Genomic DNA, 16371 nt, shown 5'->3' with positions numbered 1-16371 from the left:
GGGCATATGGCAGTCACAAAGCATCTCTACGGTAAAGTGTTCATTTCGCATTCGTCTGTGGACAAACCCTTCGTGCGGCGCTTAGCAAAGGCCATAGAGGCAGATGGCTTTCTCACATGGTTGGATGAGAAGGAGCTTCTGCCTGGCGATCCTTTGGCCAAGCGTGTAAGCGAAGGCGTCGCGCAGGCCAGAGCTGTGCTGGTAGTCGTTTCGCAGGCAGCAATTGCATCCAAGTGGCTGGCTTTCGAGCTAAACAAGGCTGCGGATCGAATGGTGAAGGGTGAATGCATCGTCATCCCAATCGTTATCGAGGACGTGAGGTCATTGCCAGCCGAGGTAGAAGGCCTCCTGTATGCGGACTTCACAAAATCCTTCAAACGCCAGATGGAAGCCGTACTAAAGTCATTGAACAGCGATGCACAAAAGCGGGCGATTGAGCACAGCTTTTATTCACGATGCGAAATTATGCTGGAGGAGGTATTCGACGGCAAAGGCTTCTCCTTCACAGACGCGGAATACAAATCAGACAGTGAATCTCTGGTCTATATCAACAATGGGGATAGCGACGACCAAGCTGTGGCATACGACATCCTGTCGGCATATGGTGACGTACCGAAGCCATTTACTGAGCGCGGGATTGATGAGCTTGAGCGAACGATGTCCAACTCATCGGAGCCGCTCCGCTTAATAGTATCGGAGCGCCCTGTTACTTCAGCCAAGCTAACATCTGGAGAGCACCCTAAGGTAAGCATTTGGCCCGTGGGTGGCACACGCGATCCAGACGGCTACCTAGTATTTGCTGACCTCTCGTCTGCTTCTGAGCGGTCTGAATGTATTTCGATTCTGGAAGCCGCCAAGGCTGCTCTAGCAGAAAAAGTTGAAGCGCTCGCCAACCGTTGGACGAGCTTTCGAAAAGCGAACTCTGCAGGGAAGCAACCGACCCTTCGCGAAGCACTTGGGATCGATGCTAACGCGAGCCAAAAGCAGGATTCGCCATGAACCCTAAGACTGAATCGGAATCTATTTTCGAAGCGTTCTGCAACAATAACGGAGTCAGGCTCACTTTCCGGACGGCGAGAAATGAACCAACCCCGTTTTGCTTTCAAACTCGCTTAATCAACGAGCGGACGATAGGCGCGGATCGCAGGCTTCGCCCTCTCCAGATCGTACCGCGCCTGAAGTGCCAGCCAGTAGAAGGCAGTCGTGTCGAAGATGAGGGAAAGGCGCAGCGCGGTCTTGGGAGTGATGGGATGCGCGTCGGCGATGAAGGCTTTGATGTGATCGGAGGGGATGCCGGAGCGTCGAGCCAGTTGGGCGGGGTTGAGTGCGTGCGGGATCAGGTAGGCGTGCAGCAGGATGTCGCCAGGGGCTCGCAGGGGTTGCGAGGGGTCTACTTCCGAATGCGGGGTGAGCTGGATCAGTTCCATGGTGGTTTCTCCCTGTCGGACACGGCCGCGCAGCGGATAAGCGCTTACAGCGTTCCGTGTCAGTGAATGCTTGGCAGCTTCGTCGGTGATCGCCCGAATGCGGCGCATCGCCATGACGGCCGATGCGCCTTAGCGGCGATCATCGGAGGCGTATGGTGTTCACTCGAGGCTCGTCAGCGAGCAGGCGGGCGTACTGCTGCAGGCAGTAGATGGCCGTGCCCAGGCTGGCCGTGACGGCCACGGGAAGCGGCCATGGCAGCGGTCTGCCGGGGAATCCGCGCGACTGTGAGTGGCGGCACTGCTCGCTGTCGATACGCAAGCGCGTGAGGGCGAGCACCGCCAGGACGATGTCACCGCGCGTGCCATGACACAGGGGTTCGGGCCATGCCACCGCCGTGGATGGCGGGTCGCCAGATGGAGGAGTGAGGGTGTCGTCAGGGGGAACGGACGAGCGAATACGTCCCGTATGATCGTGGGTAGCCATGATCAACTTCCTTAGAGTTGGTGATGGTTAGCGGGTCGTGGGTGTTCTAGCACTCACGGCCCGCGCCTCATGACTTGGTAGTCATGGTCACCCGCCAAGCCTTGAAGCAGACAGCGCGAGTGACCGACTGACCCTAACAAGCAGGGTTGTCATCGTCTGTCAGGGTTGGGCGAGATGGATGTCCGCGTGACCGCAGGCGAGCGTGAGGGCTCGGGGCTGACAAAATGTCAGCTTCGGGTCGGAGGTGGACGCATCCACCTAGCCCAAAGGTGCCCGGAAATACTCTTCATAAGGGCGCACGGAGGCAGGATCGGGCAAACCAACCGCACCTGCCCCAACCAACTCAAGTCCGACGATTTGATCGTCATCCACCCAAACGATCACTCCAATGATTTGGTCTCTCCAGGTGCCGCATACGTCAGCGGCCCTGACGCCCTTTGCCGCGTCACCCTTAGGTCCGAACCAAACGGTTGCGCAACCGCACTCGCAAGAAGCCGTTACCCGAATATCAGTGATCGACGCTAAAACCGCTTCCGATGGTCCAGGGCTACAGCCGACTTGGAGTGCTCGCTCCAAGACGGCTACTTCATCGAGTGATATTGGTCGGATCGTCTGCATCGCGAAGAGAAACTCGAATGTTTGCGGCGGGAGCTTCTGTCCGCTCCGGGCCGAAAGCGGACTGCTATGCATTGGCCCGCGTCGTCGTAATTGTCAGCCGCCAGGGGAGCTGGAGCTGGCTGGGTTACCCGTCCACCGATAAACGGTCGGGCGCGCTCCTTCTGGCGGTCTGCCCATGACGGCCTTGGCATTGAACGGAGCCGGCCCGTTGATGCTCAGCGTCTTCGTGAATTCGTTGAAGAGTGAGATCGTCTTGTAAGTGCTGTGGAGTGGCGCATAGACCCCCGTTGTCCGCCCCTGCTGCTCCTCCTGCCCGTTGACGGTCAGCAGTGCCAACTCATCGGACTCGGCAGCAGCCAAGGGAAAGAGGAACGCCTCTTCCGCAACGTAGCCGTCCTGCACTCCAATGCGATAGAGCACGATCACTTTGCTGCCGTCGACGTGGCCAAGAAAGATGCACGTTCGCCAACTCGACCCATCGTCCGCACAACTGATGGGCACGCCGCCAGGAGTGATTTTCTTGGCCGCCTGAACGAGATCGATGTTGTCCATTCGGAGCCCTGCGGGCTGCTTGTAGGTTCGGATCATCACCACGGGAGGGTCTTTCGAACTGACACCATCCGTGACTTCGAACATGGCACTCTCACTTTGCGTGCTCGTGCCATCGTCGCTTATCCGCTTCCATGAAGCAGGCGCCTGATATGAGACAGGCGATCGAGCAGACACGCCTGGACTTGCCTGTGCCAGACCGGCCAGTACGCAGGCCACTACTGCAACACCGATGGCGTTCTTCATTGAGCACCCCCTGGTGCCTCATAGCAAACGGGACGAAGGTAGTTAATTCCAATAATGGCGGAGGGACTCGACTACCCCCGCCCCATTTTGTCGGGTCGCATGTTGCCGGCCATCTGGCGGGACTGGCGTTGGCGAGGTCGACGCGCCGCGCAACATCTCAATCTTATACTCAAAAATCAGCTATTTACCATCTAATTGCACACTCTACCATTAGCCATGGTAAAGTCGTCGACATATGGTAAAGACAGCCACCACGACCCAGCTCGCCTGGCGTACCCAAACCTATCTCCGGACCGTTCTTCCCGGGCTGGTCGGGTACCCGCGCCCGCTTCCCGACGAATGGCAGCGCGGGTTGCCGCATTACCTGACCGACCTGTTTGACCTGTTCGTTCTGCCGGTGGCCGACCAAGACATCATCGTCGCGGCGGCAACCGCCGTCCGCAGCGTCGTCGATACCCAGAAGATGATCCTTCGGCTGCTGGCGCTGGGGCCCCGTGTCCTCTACGCCATTGATCGCGTCAGCGGGCCTCAGCGCCAACGCCTGATGGATGCCGGTATCGAGTTCGTCGTTCCCGACAGCCAGTTCTACGCTCCGTCGCTCGGGCTGATCCTGCGCGAAAAGTTTGCATCGGCGCCAGCGCCGACGGCAGGTCTGTCGCCGTCCGCCCAGGCGCTGCTCATCACCATGATTCTCCACTCGGGAAAGGACTTCGTGCAGGCGTCGCAGGTGGCCCGCGAACTCGGCTATGCGCCCATCACGGCAACGCGTGCGGTTCGCGAGTTGGAGGCGACCGGGCTGATCCAAACCAAGAAACAGGACCGCGCGAATCTCATCGCACTGGTCCATGACCGACAGGCGGCCTGGGAACAGGCGAAACCGCTCATGCGCAACCCTATCGTGCGCGTGGAGTATCCCCGCGCCGGGGCGATTCAGGACGTGGAGCATCGTCTCACCGTCGCCGGCCTGAGCGCGCTTTCCGAGGCCACCATGTTGGGCCACCCACACCGGCGTGACTGGGCCATTAGCCAGGCGGAATGGACGTCGCTTCCGCGCGACGTCATGGCGTCCGACGATGCGATGGACGCACGCGATGCGGTCGAGATCTGGGCGTACCCGCCTACCCTGGGGACCGACGCTCAAATGGTGGACCCTTTGTCGCTCATCCTCACCTTGGACGATAGCAAGGACGAACGCATTGAACTGGCCCTCAAGGAACTGGAGGAGAAGTTATGGCAGTGATTCCAGGATTGGATCGGTTCGCCGAGTGGTTCGCCCCGCACCGCGATAAGTACGTGCTCATCGGCGGCTGCGCGGCCAGCACCGTGATGGAGGAAGCCGGTCTCGCGTTCCGCGCCACCAAAGATCTGGACATCGTTCTCGTCGTCGAGGCGATCGATGCGGAGTTCGTCAGCGAGTTCTGGCGCTTCGTCGAGGCGGGGGGATACGCCGTGCGCCACCGGGGTGACGGCAAGCGTTGCTTCTATCGCTTCGGCAAGCCAACGCAGGAAGGCTTTCCCAAACTGCTCGAGCTGTTCGCCCGCCAGCCCGACCTCTTTCATCCACTGCGCGAGGCGAATGGCCTGACACCGATCCCGATCGCCGATGAGGTCGAAAGCCTGTCGGCCATCCTGCTCGACGACGACGCTTACCACTTCTTGCTGGAGGGGCGCACCGAGATTGGTGGCGTGCCGTTGATCGACCAGGACCGTCTGATTCCACTCAAGGCGCAAGCCTGGATGGAGCTGAGCGATCGGCGCGACGCTGGCGAGCAAATCGATTCGACCAATATCCGAAAGCACCTGAAGGACGTCGTACGCCTCTCGGAACTACTGACGCCTGACCGCGCGGTTTCCCTGCCACCTGGCATGGCCGCAAGCATGCGTCGCTTCCTGGAGCGAACCGCCGCGCTGTCCGATGCCGACATGACCGCGTTTGAAAGCCGCGCCCGGTTCGACCAGGCGATCGGACGCGTGGCCAGCACGTTCAGGCCGCAGTAGAGCGCGACCACCGCGCCACACCCGTCCAACGCAGACACGCCCATGTTCAACGCCCTTGGCTCGCCTGGGGCGACAAGCACACGGGATGGAGGCAGTTAACTTCGCCAAGGGTGGTGGAACTTAACTACCTCTGTCCCGTTTGTCGCTCATCTTGCTTGGGAGCCATGACCTTCGAGCTTCATTCTCCAAGTGACTCGTAGACGTCGGTACTTGGACAGGCAGCCGTTCCGTCGTTTTGCTTGTTTTGAACGGACTGTTGGGCGTTCCGAGGGCCGGCTTAGGTGCCATCCCCATCGCAAGCTACTATTGCCCACCATGACCGATCTCATTACGAAGCTTCGAGAGCGCCTGGCGCTTGCGGACCCTGTGCCGGTGGCGTTCGAACGAGGCCCCGTCGTTGAGGCTGACGGATTCGCTAGGGAACGCATCGAGTACCGGGGACTCGAAGGTGACCTCATCCCGGCCTTCTTATTCACGCCGAGGGGCCGCGACACTCTCGGCGGAGTGGTTGTCTTTCATCAACACAATGGGGAGTTCCACTTTGGCAAGAGCGAGGTGGCGGGCGATGTGGGCCACGCTTTTCAAGCCTTCGGGCCGGCACTCGCCCGTAGAGGTCTCGTTGTCTTGGCACCGGACTCCATCTCGTTCGAGGATCGACGAGCAGCGGTTCGGGGCGTAGAACCGGATCTTTACGACTGGCTTCAGCACTACAACTCCATGAGCTACCGATTGCTCGATGGCGACCTGCTGATGAGGAAGTGCCTGGATGACGCTCAACGGGCCCTGAGCGTTTTGCTCGAAGTGGCCGGAGTAGACGAGCGGCTCGTGGGCGTGGCAGGAGATTCGTACGGCGGTTACACGGCCCTCTACCACGCGGCATTGGATCCACGATGCCGGTGGGCGTGCATCAGCGGTGCCGTGTGCAGCTTCGAGACGCGCCGCCGGGGAGGCACCGGCATCACCCTCTTCGAGACTGTGCCCGGACTCACACGCCTGCTCGACACACACGATGTTCTTTCAGCCATCGGACCTCGGCCAACCATGGTTGTGTCGGGCACGAAGGACAAGTATTCGCGGGATGCAGACCAAGTCGTGGCCAAGATCGCCAACGACTTCATCACCGAGCTCCGCGTCGACCGCGAACACGCACTCGATCAAGAACGATTCGACGCGATCATCGAGTGGATCGTCGACCGCGTATCCGATCAGTAAGAATGGACGGCCGAACGGTTCGCCGGACCGCCGCGTGGATTGGCGGCAACGGCGGTGTCGGCGGCGCTGTTGTTGTTGCGTGAGATGCTTACGCCATGCAAGCAGACGAAGATCCTGGAAACAGGTACGTTCGTGCTGTTCGCCGGCTTGACCGCCTGCATGTGGCTCATGGGTGCACGACTCCCCGTAATTGGCGTGCGGCTATACCCTGGCCTAGACCTTCCTCCTAAAGCGCCATGCCACCCGACGCTTCGATGCGCTGCCCATTCACCCACCGGTGGCTCTCACCCAGTAGCGATGCAATGAGCGGGCCGATGTCGTCGGGCACGCCGGCTCGGCCAAGCGCTGTCATGTCGGCCACGCGTTGGTTGAGTTCCGGGTTGTCGCGCACCATGCCGCCGCTGAAATCCGTTTCGATGGCGCCGGGCGCCACGGTGTTGACGGCGATGCGGCGCGGCCCGAGTTCCTTCGCCAGATAGCGGGTGAGAACTTCTATCGCGCCTTTCATGGAAGCGTACGGTGCGCTGCCGGGAATGGTCACGCGGGTGAGGCCGCTGGAAACATTCACGATGCGGCCGCCGTCGTTCATCAACGGCAACAGCTTCTGGGTGAGGAAGAACACGCCTTTGAAATGAACCTGGTAGAGGCTGTCCATGTCCTGCTCGGTGGTGGCCTCGATCGATGCGTGATGCGAGGTACCGGCGTTATTGACCAGGTAATCGAATCGCTCGGCGCCTAGCGTCGCGAGTGCGTCTGGCAGCTGATCGACGAACGCATCGAAGCTGGCAGTGTTGCCGGTATCCAAGGGCAACGCGAGGGCCTGCTGTCCGGCTTGTGCCACGAGTTTCTCAACCTGCCTGGCCTCCGCTTCGTTCGAGCGGTAAGTGAAAATGGCATCAACGCCATGCGCAGCCAGGCTCAGCACGGTGTTTCGTCCCAGTCCGCGGCTGCCGCCGGTGACGATGGCGATGTTCTTTTTCGATGTACGCGTAACGACGGCGGTCATGCTTGTCTCCAGGGTGGGGAATGCAGGCACAAGCTTAGGCGCGCCACGCTCGACACCCCATGCCGGAACTGGGCGCATTCTTGCCTGATCCTGCTCGAGGCCCATCCCAGCGATTCAAATGGCGCTAGCATCGGCTCGTACGTTGGGAGCAGCCCATGCCGAATACCCTGGTCGACATCGTCACACGCTATACGGATGCGCAGCCGGCGCAGAGTCCGGTCGAGACGCCTGTCCCCGGCCTCACCTTCCTGCGCTCGGACCATCGAAAGCATCCGTCGCATCTCATCTTCAAGCCTGCGCTCTGCGTGGTCGCGCAGGGGGCGAAGTGGACCACGTTCGGGGGCCAGCGCTTCGACTACAAGGCCGGGCAAGCGCTGGTGGTGAGCGTGGAGACACCGGCGCTGAGTCGCGTGGTGAAGGCCAGCCCCACCGAACCGTATCTGGGCGTCATCGTGGAATTCGATCTCACTGTGATGCGCGAGGTGATGGAAAGCATCGAGGCGCCGCCGCGACCGGTAAGCAGCGTGCAGCACGGCGTGTTCGTCACCCACTTCCAGGGCAACATGGCCGATTGCGTACTACGCCTGGTACGCCTGATCGACACGCCCAAAGCCATCCCGATGATCGCGCCGATGATCATGCGCGAACTCTGCTATTGGCTGCTCACCGGGCCGCACGGCAGCGAAGTGGCCGGGCTGGTGTTGGCGAACGGGCATGCCGAGCGCGTGATCCGGGCGATCCATGCGCTGCGCGAGCAATTTTCCGAACCGGTGCGCATCGAGGATCTGGCCGCCATCGCCCAGCTGAGCCCTTCCGCGTTCCATCGCCAGTTCAAGGCGCTGACGTCGATGACGCCGCTGCAGTACCAAAAGCAATTGCGCCTGCTGGAGGCCCGTCACCTGATGGTGAGCGGCGCGGCCAACGCCGAGTCGGCGGCCTATCAGGTGGGCTATGAAAGCCCGACTCAATTCAGTCGCGAGTACTCGCGCATGTTCGGCGCTCCACCGCGACGCGACGTGGCCACGCTGCCCGCGACGGCGGCCTAGCGAAGCCAAGGCCGTGCGTCACGGGTGCACCTGGCAGACGCCGTTGGCGCGCCCCTTGCCCGTATACGACACCGACGGCGTTCCATCCGGATTGATGCTCAGGGAAATGACGACGCCTGAATTGGCGTCTTTCGCCTCGAAGTAGTTCTTGTTGAAACGCTTCAACTGCCCTTCTTTTCCATTGATGTAGACCGGACCGCCTTGATCCGCGTGGACATCGATGTTTCCCGGGCAGCTCGCATTGAGCATTGGGATGCCGCCACTGGCGGCGTCGCCCGATCTGTCGCTCGCTTGAGCGTCTTTGGAAAACACGCCTCGACAACCGTTCTCCACCCACACGGCGTGTTTGGACAATCCCCACGACACGCCCTCGGTGCATGGCGAGTTGCTCAGTTGCTTCACCAGCCGCACGGCACCCGCCGTGTCCATGGGACACTCCACACGCTTGCTGCCTTTCGATTCGCAGGTGACGTCTTCGGCAAAAGCAATGCCAGCCTGCGTGGCCAGGAGCAGTGCGATCAACGCGGTGGCGTTCTTCATGGCGACATCACTCAGCGGGGGCGGGCTAGCGAAGCCTGACGGTCACGCTGAGATAGACGAAGTCCGGTAGAAGTGTCGTGAATACTTGCGATGGATGCTGAGGGCCGCCTGCCCCGCACCGCTCCGATCAAACATACGGCGTCCCGGCAAGCGCCGCGTTGACGCCGATGAAACCACGTTCCATCACGCTCGCGAACGCTGTGGCAGGCTTGCCCTTCCGCTTCTCGCGAAAGCTGCGCAGCGCCTCGCTGTAAGCGATCACCAACGTGTCCATCAGCATCGCCGCGGCGAGACGCGCCTCGGGATCGGCGTGCGGCCTGCCTACCGCATCGCACAGCATGACGGCCAGGTCCTCGGCGAACGTTGTCTGCAGTGCGCGTGCATGCGTCGTGAGTGCCGGACTTTCCGCCACGGTGCGCCAGAACTGGATCGGGCGCTGGGTGATCCTGAAAAGCGGATGCTGCGTCTCCAGCAGCGTGCGCATCAAGGCCTGGAACGCGTGGATGGGCGACTGCCTGCCGCGTGCAACGAGGGCCTGGCGCACCAGCTCTCGCCCTTCCTCCTCGCGATCGAAGAGCAGGTCTTCCTTGCGCGGGAAGTAGTTGAACACGGTTTTCCTGGCGACGGCCGCCACGCGCGCGATCTCGTCGATCGACACGTTTTCGAAGCCGCGTTCCACGAACAAGCGTGTCGCCACGTCGGAAATCGTCTGTCGCGTAGCGGCCTTCTTGCGGTCGCGGATTCCGGGCTGGTTTGACATGCGGATAGTCATACGGGAGAATTTTACACCAAGTGTAAGATTTAGTCGCCATGATCCTCCCTGCGGATGGGCGCCCGTTTCAGGAGTTGTTGATGCATGACGTGCTGATTGCCGGCGCCGGTCCGGTCGGCCTGTTTCTCGCCTGTGAGTTGCGTCTCGCCGGTGTCTCCGTGTTGGTACTGGAGCAGGCCCATCATCCGCACTCTCCTTTGAAGTGCCTGCCGTTCGGCATGCGCGGCCTGTCGGTGCCCACCATCGAGGCCTTCCATCGCCGCGGCTTGCTGGACGAAATGGCGGCGTTGCAGTTGTCGAAGGATGCCCCTGCCGGTCGCAGCACGTTGGGCGCCGCACATTGGATGGATCAGCCCCGTCGACCGGGCGGCCACTTTGCCGGCATCCAGTTCCATCACGACCGCATCGACGATTCGAGCTGGCCGTATCGACTGCCCGATGCCGCCAGCACCAGCATGGCGGTCGATATGCAATCGCTGGAATCCGTACTGGCCGCCCGCGCGAGTGCGATGGGTGTCGAGATCCGCCGAGGCTACGCGGTCGAAAGCATCGATCCCTCCGGTGACGAAGTCATCGTTCGCGCTGCGGGCGAGATCTTTCGCGCGCGCTGGCTCGTCGGTTGCGATGGCGGACGCAGCACTGTTCGCAAGGCGGCAGGTTTCGAGTTCGTCGGTACCGATCCGGAGTTCACCGGTTACTCGGTGCAAGTGGAGCTGGCCGATCCGGAGAAACTCTTGCCGGGCCGCCACTACACAGCCACCGGCATGATTACGTACTCGCCGCCTGGAACCATCGGCATGGTCGAGTTCGACGGGGGTAAATTTCACCGCAGCCAGCCGATCACGCTCGAACACGTGCAGGCGGTGTTGCGTCGTGTCTCCGGTACCGACGTCAGCGTGACGGCGCTGCCACTCGCCACCACCTGGACGGACCGCGCCTATCAGGCGAACACGTATCGCCGGGGACGGGTGCTGCTCGCCGGCGATGCCGCGCATACCCACTCGCCGCTGGGCGGCCAGGGGCTCAACCTCGGGCTTGGCGATGCGATGAACCTGGGCTGGAAGCTCGCCGCCACCGTCCACGGCGACGCACCGGAAGGTTTGCTCGACACGTATTCGAGCGAGCGGCATCCCATCGGTGCAAAAGTCCTCGACTGGTCCCGCGCGCAAGTGGCATTGATGCGCCCAAGCAAGAGTTCGCGCGCGCTGGAAGCGATCATCCGCGACCTGATCGACACGCGCGACGGCGCCACGTATTTCGCCGAACGCGTCTGGGGTGTAACGCTTCGCCACGACCTCGGCGAAGGCCATCCGCTGGTGGGACGCAGTGCTCCCGACTTCGCCTGGGCCGACGGCACCCGGCTCGGCGACCATCTCAGGACAGGCCGCGGCCTCTTGCTGGATTTTGCCGCCGACGCACCTCTGCAGGCGCTGGCAAGCCGCTGGGGAGAGCGCGTCACCTACCTCGCAAAACATCCGAACGATAGCCTGGGACTCGGTGCGCTGCTGGTACGACCAGACGGCATCGTGGTCTGGGCCGCTGACGCTTCGCCCGATGCCGACGAGGCGGCCCAGGCCGCCTCGCGATGGTTCAGTGAAGCGGCCTAGATCGTTAGACCGCCTCACGCGCTTTTCGCTATCCTCGCCGGACTGGATCGCTACGCCATCGGGAGAACGCCAGGTGACTTCCGTCCGCTTGACCGAGCTTGCCCACGGCGGCGGCTGTGGCTGCAAGCTTGCCCCTTCCGTGCTGCAGGAACTGCTGGCCAACAAGCCGGCGGCCATGCCCTTTGCCCATCTGCTGGTGGGCACCGAGACCAGCGACGATGCCGCCGTATGGCAGGTGGACGAACACACCTGCGTGATCGCGACGACCGACTTCTTCATGCCGGTGGTCGACGATCCCTACGATTTCGGACGCATCGCCGCCGCCAACGCGCTATCGGATGTCTACGCCATGGGCGGCAAACCGATCATGGCGCTGGCCATCCTCGGCATGCCGTTGGGCAAGCTGGACGTGGACACGGTGCGCGCGATCCTGGCCGGCGGCGAATCGATCTGTGCGCAAGCGGGCATTCCGGTTGCCGGCGGTCATTCGATCGATTCGGCCGAACCGATCTATGGCCTCGCCGCGATTGGACTGTGCGCGCCTGCGAACGTGCGCCGCAACACCACCGCGAGAGTGGGCGATGCGCTGATCCTGACCAAGGGCATCGGCGTGGGCATCTATTCGGCCGCGTTCAAGAAGCAGGCATTGCCGGCCGACGCGTACGCGGAAATGCTTGCCTCGACCACCCTGCTCAACCGCATCGGTTGCGAGCTTGGCAAGCATGAGGAAGTGCATGCGATCACCGATGTCACCGGCTTCGGCCTGCTGGGACATGGCCTGGAGTTGGCACGTGGCAGCGGCGTGCGCATTCGTTTGCAGGCATCGCGCATTCCTTTCTTCAGCCAGGCCGAGGCGCTGGCGGAAGCGGGTTACATCACGGGTGCGTCGCAGCGAAACTGGAACAGTTACGGCGATGCGGTAAGCCTGCCCGCCGATCTTCCGTCGTGGCGCCGTGCACTGCTGACCGATCCGCAGACATCGGGCGGCTTGCTGGTGGCATGTGCGCCCGAGAAGGCGGAAGCGATCAAGGCGATGATGCTGGCTGCCGGCTATGCGCGGGCGAGCATCATCGGCGAGGTCGTGGCTGGTACGCCGGGTATCGAGGTGATGTGAGCGCTTTCCGAATTTCGTATCGACGCTGATTCTTCCTCACCGTCATTCCGGCGCAGGCCGGAATCCAGTAGACGGAAGGATAGGATTTCGCCCAAGCCTCCATAGAAGGGTTTGTCGCGCCAGCCCGAACTCATCGCCACTGGATTCCGGCCTGCGCCGGAATGACGGTGAGGGTATTGAAGGGTTAGGCGAGACTTCGGCGGGCGCGGGCTCACTCCGCCAAGGTGGCGGAAGAGCATGGGAGTCGAACCCACCCGAGACAGTCTTATCTGCCTCACCCGGATTTGAAGTCCGGACGCCCCACCGGAGACGATGCTCTTCCTGAAAGCTTTCACGGGACGGGCCCGTACAGGTCAATGTACTGCAGCTGGACCCTGCGCAGCGTACCGCGATTGAGCGTCACGCGTTGCCGGTCGAAGAATTCCAGTATCTGGATGGCCACTTTCCGGCCGCTGTCGATGCGGTCGCGAAATTGCGCGGCGGTGAAGCTGCCGTCGGCTGCATGGGCAGCAAGGTCGGCCGCGATCAACACCATGTCATGCATGGTCGGGCGCAGGAAGAAATGATCGTGCGCTACCTCGTCGACCAGGCCCAGCCGCGCCGCGAATTTCATCAGCTGGCGGACGTCCTGTTCCGGGCGCGCGAGCAGGCCGGCGACGTCGCGCACGCGCGGCGGGCGGAAACGCACGTCACCGCCCAGCAGCGGCGCCACCCGCTGCCATAGCGCCTCGCGTTCCGGACTCATGTGCAGGGAATGGCTGGTCAATCGCACGAAGGCGCCATCGCGGACCACCCGGCCAGTCACGTCCGCATGCTGCAGCGCCAACGCGAAGGCAGCGGGAGGAAGCTTGGGCTGCAGCGACACCCGCAGCTTCTCCCGACCCATTCCCTGCAGATCGGGATTGGCCGCGTGAAAGGCGTCCAGGCGCTCGACCAACCCTTCGACGAAGGAATGCCAGTGCGAGTGGCCGATTGCGGTGCTTTGTTCATCGGCGTGAAAGAGGATGGGAGAGAGCGCGTCGGCGATCTCGTCGCGCTTGCTCGCGGACAAGGCACGGTCGCGCGCGAAGGCGGCCAGGTCCCATGCGAACGGCGGCGCTTCGAGCAAAGCGGCAAATGCTTCGCGAGGATCGCTGATCGCCAGCGCCGCGCGCTGGGCCTCGCGCGCCGCCGTACGACGTTGGCGCGTGGGCGCGCGCAGATCGAAGAACTGCCCGCCGCCTATCGTGCGCTGGGCGGAGACGTCACGCAGCACAAAGCGATCGAGGGATGCGGCGGCAATGGGTTTATCCAGCACCAGTTGCACGTCGGCGGCATGGCCGGGCAACAGTTGCTCGCCATCGAGCAGCACCACGCGCGCACCGACTTCCATCGCGCCGTGATGCAATCGGGCCGGAAACCATTGCGCAACCGGCTTCGGTTCGCCAGGCAAGAGTCGCAGCCGCGCGTCGATGCGCTCGGTCGGTGCATGCAGGAACGGATCGATCACCATGTCGCCGCGATGGATCGCTTCCTTGCTGATGCCTTCGCCGGCGAGATTGAGCGCGCAGCGATCGCCCGCCCTGCCCGCGTCCACTTCACGGTTTTGCGCATGCAGCGATCGCACGCGTGCCGACAGTCCCGAGGGACTGAGCAAGACCTGATCCCTCACCCGCACCACACCGGACAACACGGTGCCGGTCACCACCACGCCGATGCCGGCCAGGGTGAACGAGCGATCCACGGCCAGACGAAAACGCCCTTCCGTCGCACGTTCGCCCAATGCGTGCGCTTCCGCCACCAGCCGTTCGCGCAACCGGTCGACACCCTGGCCGCTCACCGACGAGACCGGCAGGATCTCCCCGCCGTCGAGTACGGTGCCCGCGGTTGCTTCGCGAATCTGCGCGCTGACCTCGCTCAAACGTTCCGGCGTGGCCAGATCGGCCTTGGTGATCGCGATCACGCCGCGCCCGATTTGCAGCAGATCGAGAATCGCCAGATGTTCCCGCGTCTGCGGCATCACACCGTCGTCGGCGGCCACCGCCAGCAGCGCGATGTCGATGCCGCTGGCACCCGCCACCATCGTATGCACGAAACGTTCGTGGCCGGGTACGTCGATGAAGCCGAGCGTGGAGCCGTCGGGCAGCGGCAAAAAGGCAAAGCCCAGATCGATGGTGATGCCGCGGCGCTTTTCTTCCTTCAGGCGATCGCCGGCCACGCCGGTCAATGCCGTTACCAGCGAGGTCTTGCCGTGGTCGATGTGCCCTGCGGTGCCAACGATCATGAAATACGCGCGGCCAGCGTGTGATGGTCGAGCTGCGCCAGCGTGTCCAGGAACGGGGCTTCGTCGGCTTCCGCCAGGCAACGCAGGTCCAGCCGCAGCGCGCCATCGGCAACGCGACCGATCACCGGGCGCGACAAGGCGCGCAGTGCGGCGGCCAGATGCTCCAACGCGCTTTGGCTGCCGCGTGCCCGTATTACCAGCGCGGCGCTGGCCAGCGTATCCAGCGGCAAGGCGCCCGAGCCGACCTGACTGAGGCAATCGCCCGTCTCGACCGTGAAGGCGTCGCCCAACTGCGTCGCCACCGACGCCTGCAGACGATGCGCCTGCGCTTCGATGTCGGACTTGCGGCGGGCGAGGAAACGCAGCGTGGGCAAGCGCTCGGCCAGACGATCCGGATCGCGGTACAGATTCAGCGTGGCCTCGATCGCGGCAAGGCGCAGTTTGTCCACGCGCAGCGCACGCTTCAATGGATTGCGGTTGATCTGTTCGATCAGGGCACGGTCGCCCACGATGAAGCCGGCCTGGGGACCGCCCAGCAACTTGTCGCCGGAGAACGTGACCAGCCGCGCGCCGTCGGCCACGGCTTCGCGCACGGTGGGTTCCTTGGCCAGTCCGTAGCGCGACAGATCGACGAGGCTCCCCGAACCCAGGTCGTTCAACAGCGGTACGCCCGCGGCATCGGCCAATGCGGCCAGTTCGCGTGCATCGACTTCCGCGGTGAAGCCCTGGATGCGGTAGTTGGAGGTATGCACCTTGAGCACGATGCCGGTGCCCTCGCCGAACGCGTTGCGGTAGTCGGCAGCGTGCGTGCGGTTGGTAGTGCCCACTTCCCGCATGTGTGCACCGGCACGCGCCATGATGTCGGGCATGCGGAAGGCGCCGCCGATTTCGATCAGCTCGCCGCGAGACACGACCGCTTCACGTCCGAGCGCAAACGTGTTGAGGCAGAGCAGCACGGCGGCGGCATTGTTGTTGACCACGGTGGCGTCTTCGGCGCCGGTCAGTTCGCGCAGCAGGGAACGCAGGTGATCGTCGCGTTCGCCGCGCACGCCGTCGTCGAGATCGTACTCGAGCGCGACCGCGTGGCGCATCGCTGCCACCGCCGCTTCGATCGCGGCATCGGCCAGCACGGCCCGTCCAAGATTGGTGTGCAGCACGGTGCCAGTGAGATTGAACAGCGGGCGCAAACCCGGCGTGCGTGTATCGAGCAGGCGTCCGGCGCGCTGCGCCAGTTCAGCCGCGCTGGGAGCGGCGGCCGGCGCAGCGCGCAGCGTTTCGCGTGCTTCGTCGATCACCTGGCGAATGGCGTCGGTGGTGGCGACGCGTCCATAGCGTTCCAGCCATGGTTCGGCTTCGGCCGCCGCCAGCACGGTGGCGACGGCAGGCAGCTGGCGCAGTGAGACGAGCTCGGGCTTGGCCATGACGCTTTTCCAGTGGCATCGCTCGACACTCGTGCCCGAGTGTTAGGCGATAAGGAGGCGGGTTGGCC

General features: G+C 63.0%; 16 protein-coding genes and 1 tRNA gene. 7 read left to right on the top strand and 10 right to left on the bottom strand.

The annotated features are described in order from the left end of the window. Positions 1-6: 6 nt before the first annotated feature. The gene (locus ACN9MB_RS07030) at positions 7-999 is read left to right on the top strand and encodes a toll/interleukin-1 receptor domain-containing protein (protein WP_426271250.1); all 993 of its coding nucleotides are present in this window, start codon (positions 7-9) and stop codon (positions 997-999) included. Positions 1000-1112: 113 nt separating this feature from the next. Here ACN9MB_RS07030 and ACN9MB_RS07025 read toward each other — a convergent pair whose 3' ends face one another. The 3 genes from ACN9MB_RS07025 to ACN9MB_RS07015 all read right to left on the bottom strand — a co-directional run bounded on the left by ACN9MB_RS07025 (position 1113) and on the right by ACN9MB_RS07015 (position 3324). Beyond that, a complete protein-coding gene (locus ACN9MB_RS07025) occupies positions 1113-1427 on the bottom strand; it encodes a HigA family addiction module antitoxin (protein WP_426271249.1) in 315 nt (104 codons plus the stop codon). Between the two features lie 139 nt (positions 1428-1566). Continuing rightward, a complete protein-coding gene (locus ACN9MB_RS07020; RefSeq protein ID WP_426271248.1) occupies positions 1567-1911 on the bottom strand; it encodes a hypothetical protein in 345 nt (114 codons plus the stop codon). A 711-nt stretch (positions 1912-2622) separates the two neighbouring features. Further along, positions 2623-3324, bottom strand: a complete 702-nt coding sequence (locus ACN9MB_RS07015; protein ID WP_426271247.1) for a hypothetical protein — start codon at positions 3322-3324, stop codon at positions 2623-2625. 235 nt (positions 3325-3559) lie between these two features. On the opposite strand from ACN9MB_RS07015, the gene ACN9MB_RS07010 reads away from it, so the two are divergent. The 3 genes from ACN9MB_RS07010 to ACN9MB_RS07000 all read left to right on the top strand — a co-directional run bounded on the left by ACN9MB_RS07010 (position 3560) and on the right by ACN9MB_RS07000 (position 6534). After that, entirely contained in the window at positions 3560-4564 is a 1005-nt protein-coding gene (locus tag ACN9MB_RS07010; RefSeq protein ID WP_426271246.1) for a hypothetical protein, read from the top strand. Further along, positions 4555-5322 carry a hypothetical protein gene (locus tag ACN9MB_RS07005; RefSeq protein WP_426271245.1) on the top strand — a complete coding sequence of 256 codons (768 nt, stop codon included), beginning with the start codon at positions 4555-4557 and terminating at the stop codon, positions 5320-5322. Before ACN9MB_RS07010 ends, ACN9MB_RS07005 begins: the two co-directional genes overlap by 10 nt. 315 nt (positions 5323-5637) lie before the next feature. Further along, positions 5638-6534 (top strand): dienelactone hydrolase family protein, encoded by an 897-nt coding sequence (locus tag ACN9MB_RS07000; protein ID WP_426271244.1) that lies wholly within the window; start codon positions 5638-5640, stop codon positions 6532-6534. Here ACN9MB_RS07000 and ACN9MB_RS06995 read toward each other — a convergent pair. Further along, entirely contained in the window at positions 6528-6704 is a 177-nt protein-coding gene (locus ACN9MB_RS06995; RefSeq protein WP_426271243.1) for a hypothetical protein, read from the bottom strand. The genes ACN9MB_RS07000 and ACN9MB_RS06995 overlap by 7 nt on opposite strands. A 56-nt stretch (positions 6705-6760) precedes the next feature. After that, complete coding sequence (locus ACN9MB_RS06990) at positions 6761-7540, bottom strand: SDR family NAD(P)-dependent oxidoreductase (RefSeq protein WP_426271242.1); 780 nt, start codon at positions 7538-7540, stop codon at positions 6761-6763. Positions 7541-7695: 155 nt separating this feature from the next. Here ACN9MB_RS06990 and ACN9MB_RS06985 point away from each other — a divergent pair, with 155 nt between their 5' ends. After that, positions 7696-8586 carry an AraC family transcriptional regulator N-terminal domain-containing protein gene (locus ACN9MB_RS06985; RefSeq protein WP_426271241.1) on the top strand — a complete coding sequence of 297 codons (891 nt, stop codon included), beginning with the start codon at positions 7696-7698 and terminating at the stop codon, positions 8584-8586. An 18-nt stretch (positions 8587-8604) separates the two neighbouring features. Here the strand turns inward: ACN9MB_RS06985 and ACN9MB_RS06980 are convergent, their stop codons facing one another. Then, a complete protein-coding gene (locus tag ACN9MB_RS06980) occupies positions 8605-9126 on the bottom strand; it encodes a DUF3011 domain-containing protein (protein WP_426271240.1) in 522 nt (173 codons plus the stop codon). A gap of 127 nt (positions 9127-9253) precedes the next feature. Beyond that, entirely contained in the window at positions 9254-9886 is a 633-nt protein-coding gene (locus ACN9MB_RS06975) for a TetR/AcrR family transcriptional regulator (RefSeq protein ID WP_426271239.1), read from the bottom strand. An 89-nt stretch (positions 9887-9975) separates the two neighbouring features. Here ACN9MB_RS06975 and ACN9MB_RS06970 point away from each other — a divergent pair, with 89 nt between their 5' ends. Next, positions 9976-11505 carry an FAD-dependent monooxygenase gene (locus tag ACN9MB_RS06970; RefSeq protein WP_426271898.1) on the top strand — a complete coding sequence of 510 codons (1530 nt, stop codon included), beginning with the start codon at positions 9976-9978 and terminating at the stop codon, positions 11503-11505. Positions 11506-11578: 73 nt separating this feature from the next. After that, positions 11579-12619 (top strand): selenide, water dikinase SelD, encoded by a 1041-nt coding sequence (selD, locus tag ACN9MB_RS06965; protein WP_426271238.1) that lies wholly within the window; start codon positions 11579-11581, stop codon positions 12617-12619. Between the two features lie 225 nt (positions 12620-12844). Here the strand turns inward: selD and ACN9MB_RS06960 are convergent. The 3 genes from ACN9MB_RS06960 to selA form a co-directional block, all read right to left on the bottom strand. Further along, positions 12845-12941, bottom strand: a tRNA-Sec gene (locus ACN9MB_RS06960). A 9-nt stretch (positions 12942-12950) separates the two neighbouring features. Beyond that, complete coding sequence (gene selB / locus ACN9MB_RS06955) at positions 12951-14882, bottom strand: selenocysteine-specific translation elongation factor (protein WP_426271237.1); 1932 nt, start codon at positions 14880-14882, stop codon at positions 12951-12953. Beyond that, positions 14879-16303, bottom strand: coding sequence for an L-seryl-tRNA(Sec) selenium transferase (gene selA, locus ACN9MB_RS06950; RefSeq protein WP_426271236.1), 1425 nt, complete (start codon positions 16301-16303; stop codon positions 14879-14881). Before selA ends, selB begins: the two co-directional genes overlap by 4 nt. Between the last annotated feature and the right edge of the window lie 68 nt (positions 16304-16371).

The sequence above is a fragment of the Dyella kyungheensis genome (genome assembly GCF_049913195.1).
In the GTDB taxonomy this organism is placed as follows: domain Bacteria; phylum Pseudomonadota; class Gammaproteobacteria; order Xanthomonadales; family Rhodanobacteraceae; genus Dyella; species Dyella kyungheensis.
The sequence above is the reverse complement of the archived record's forward strand: the minus strand, read 5'-3'. Positions and strand labels throughout refer to the sequence as shown.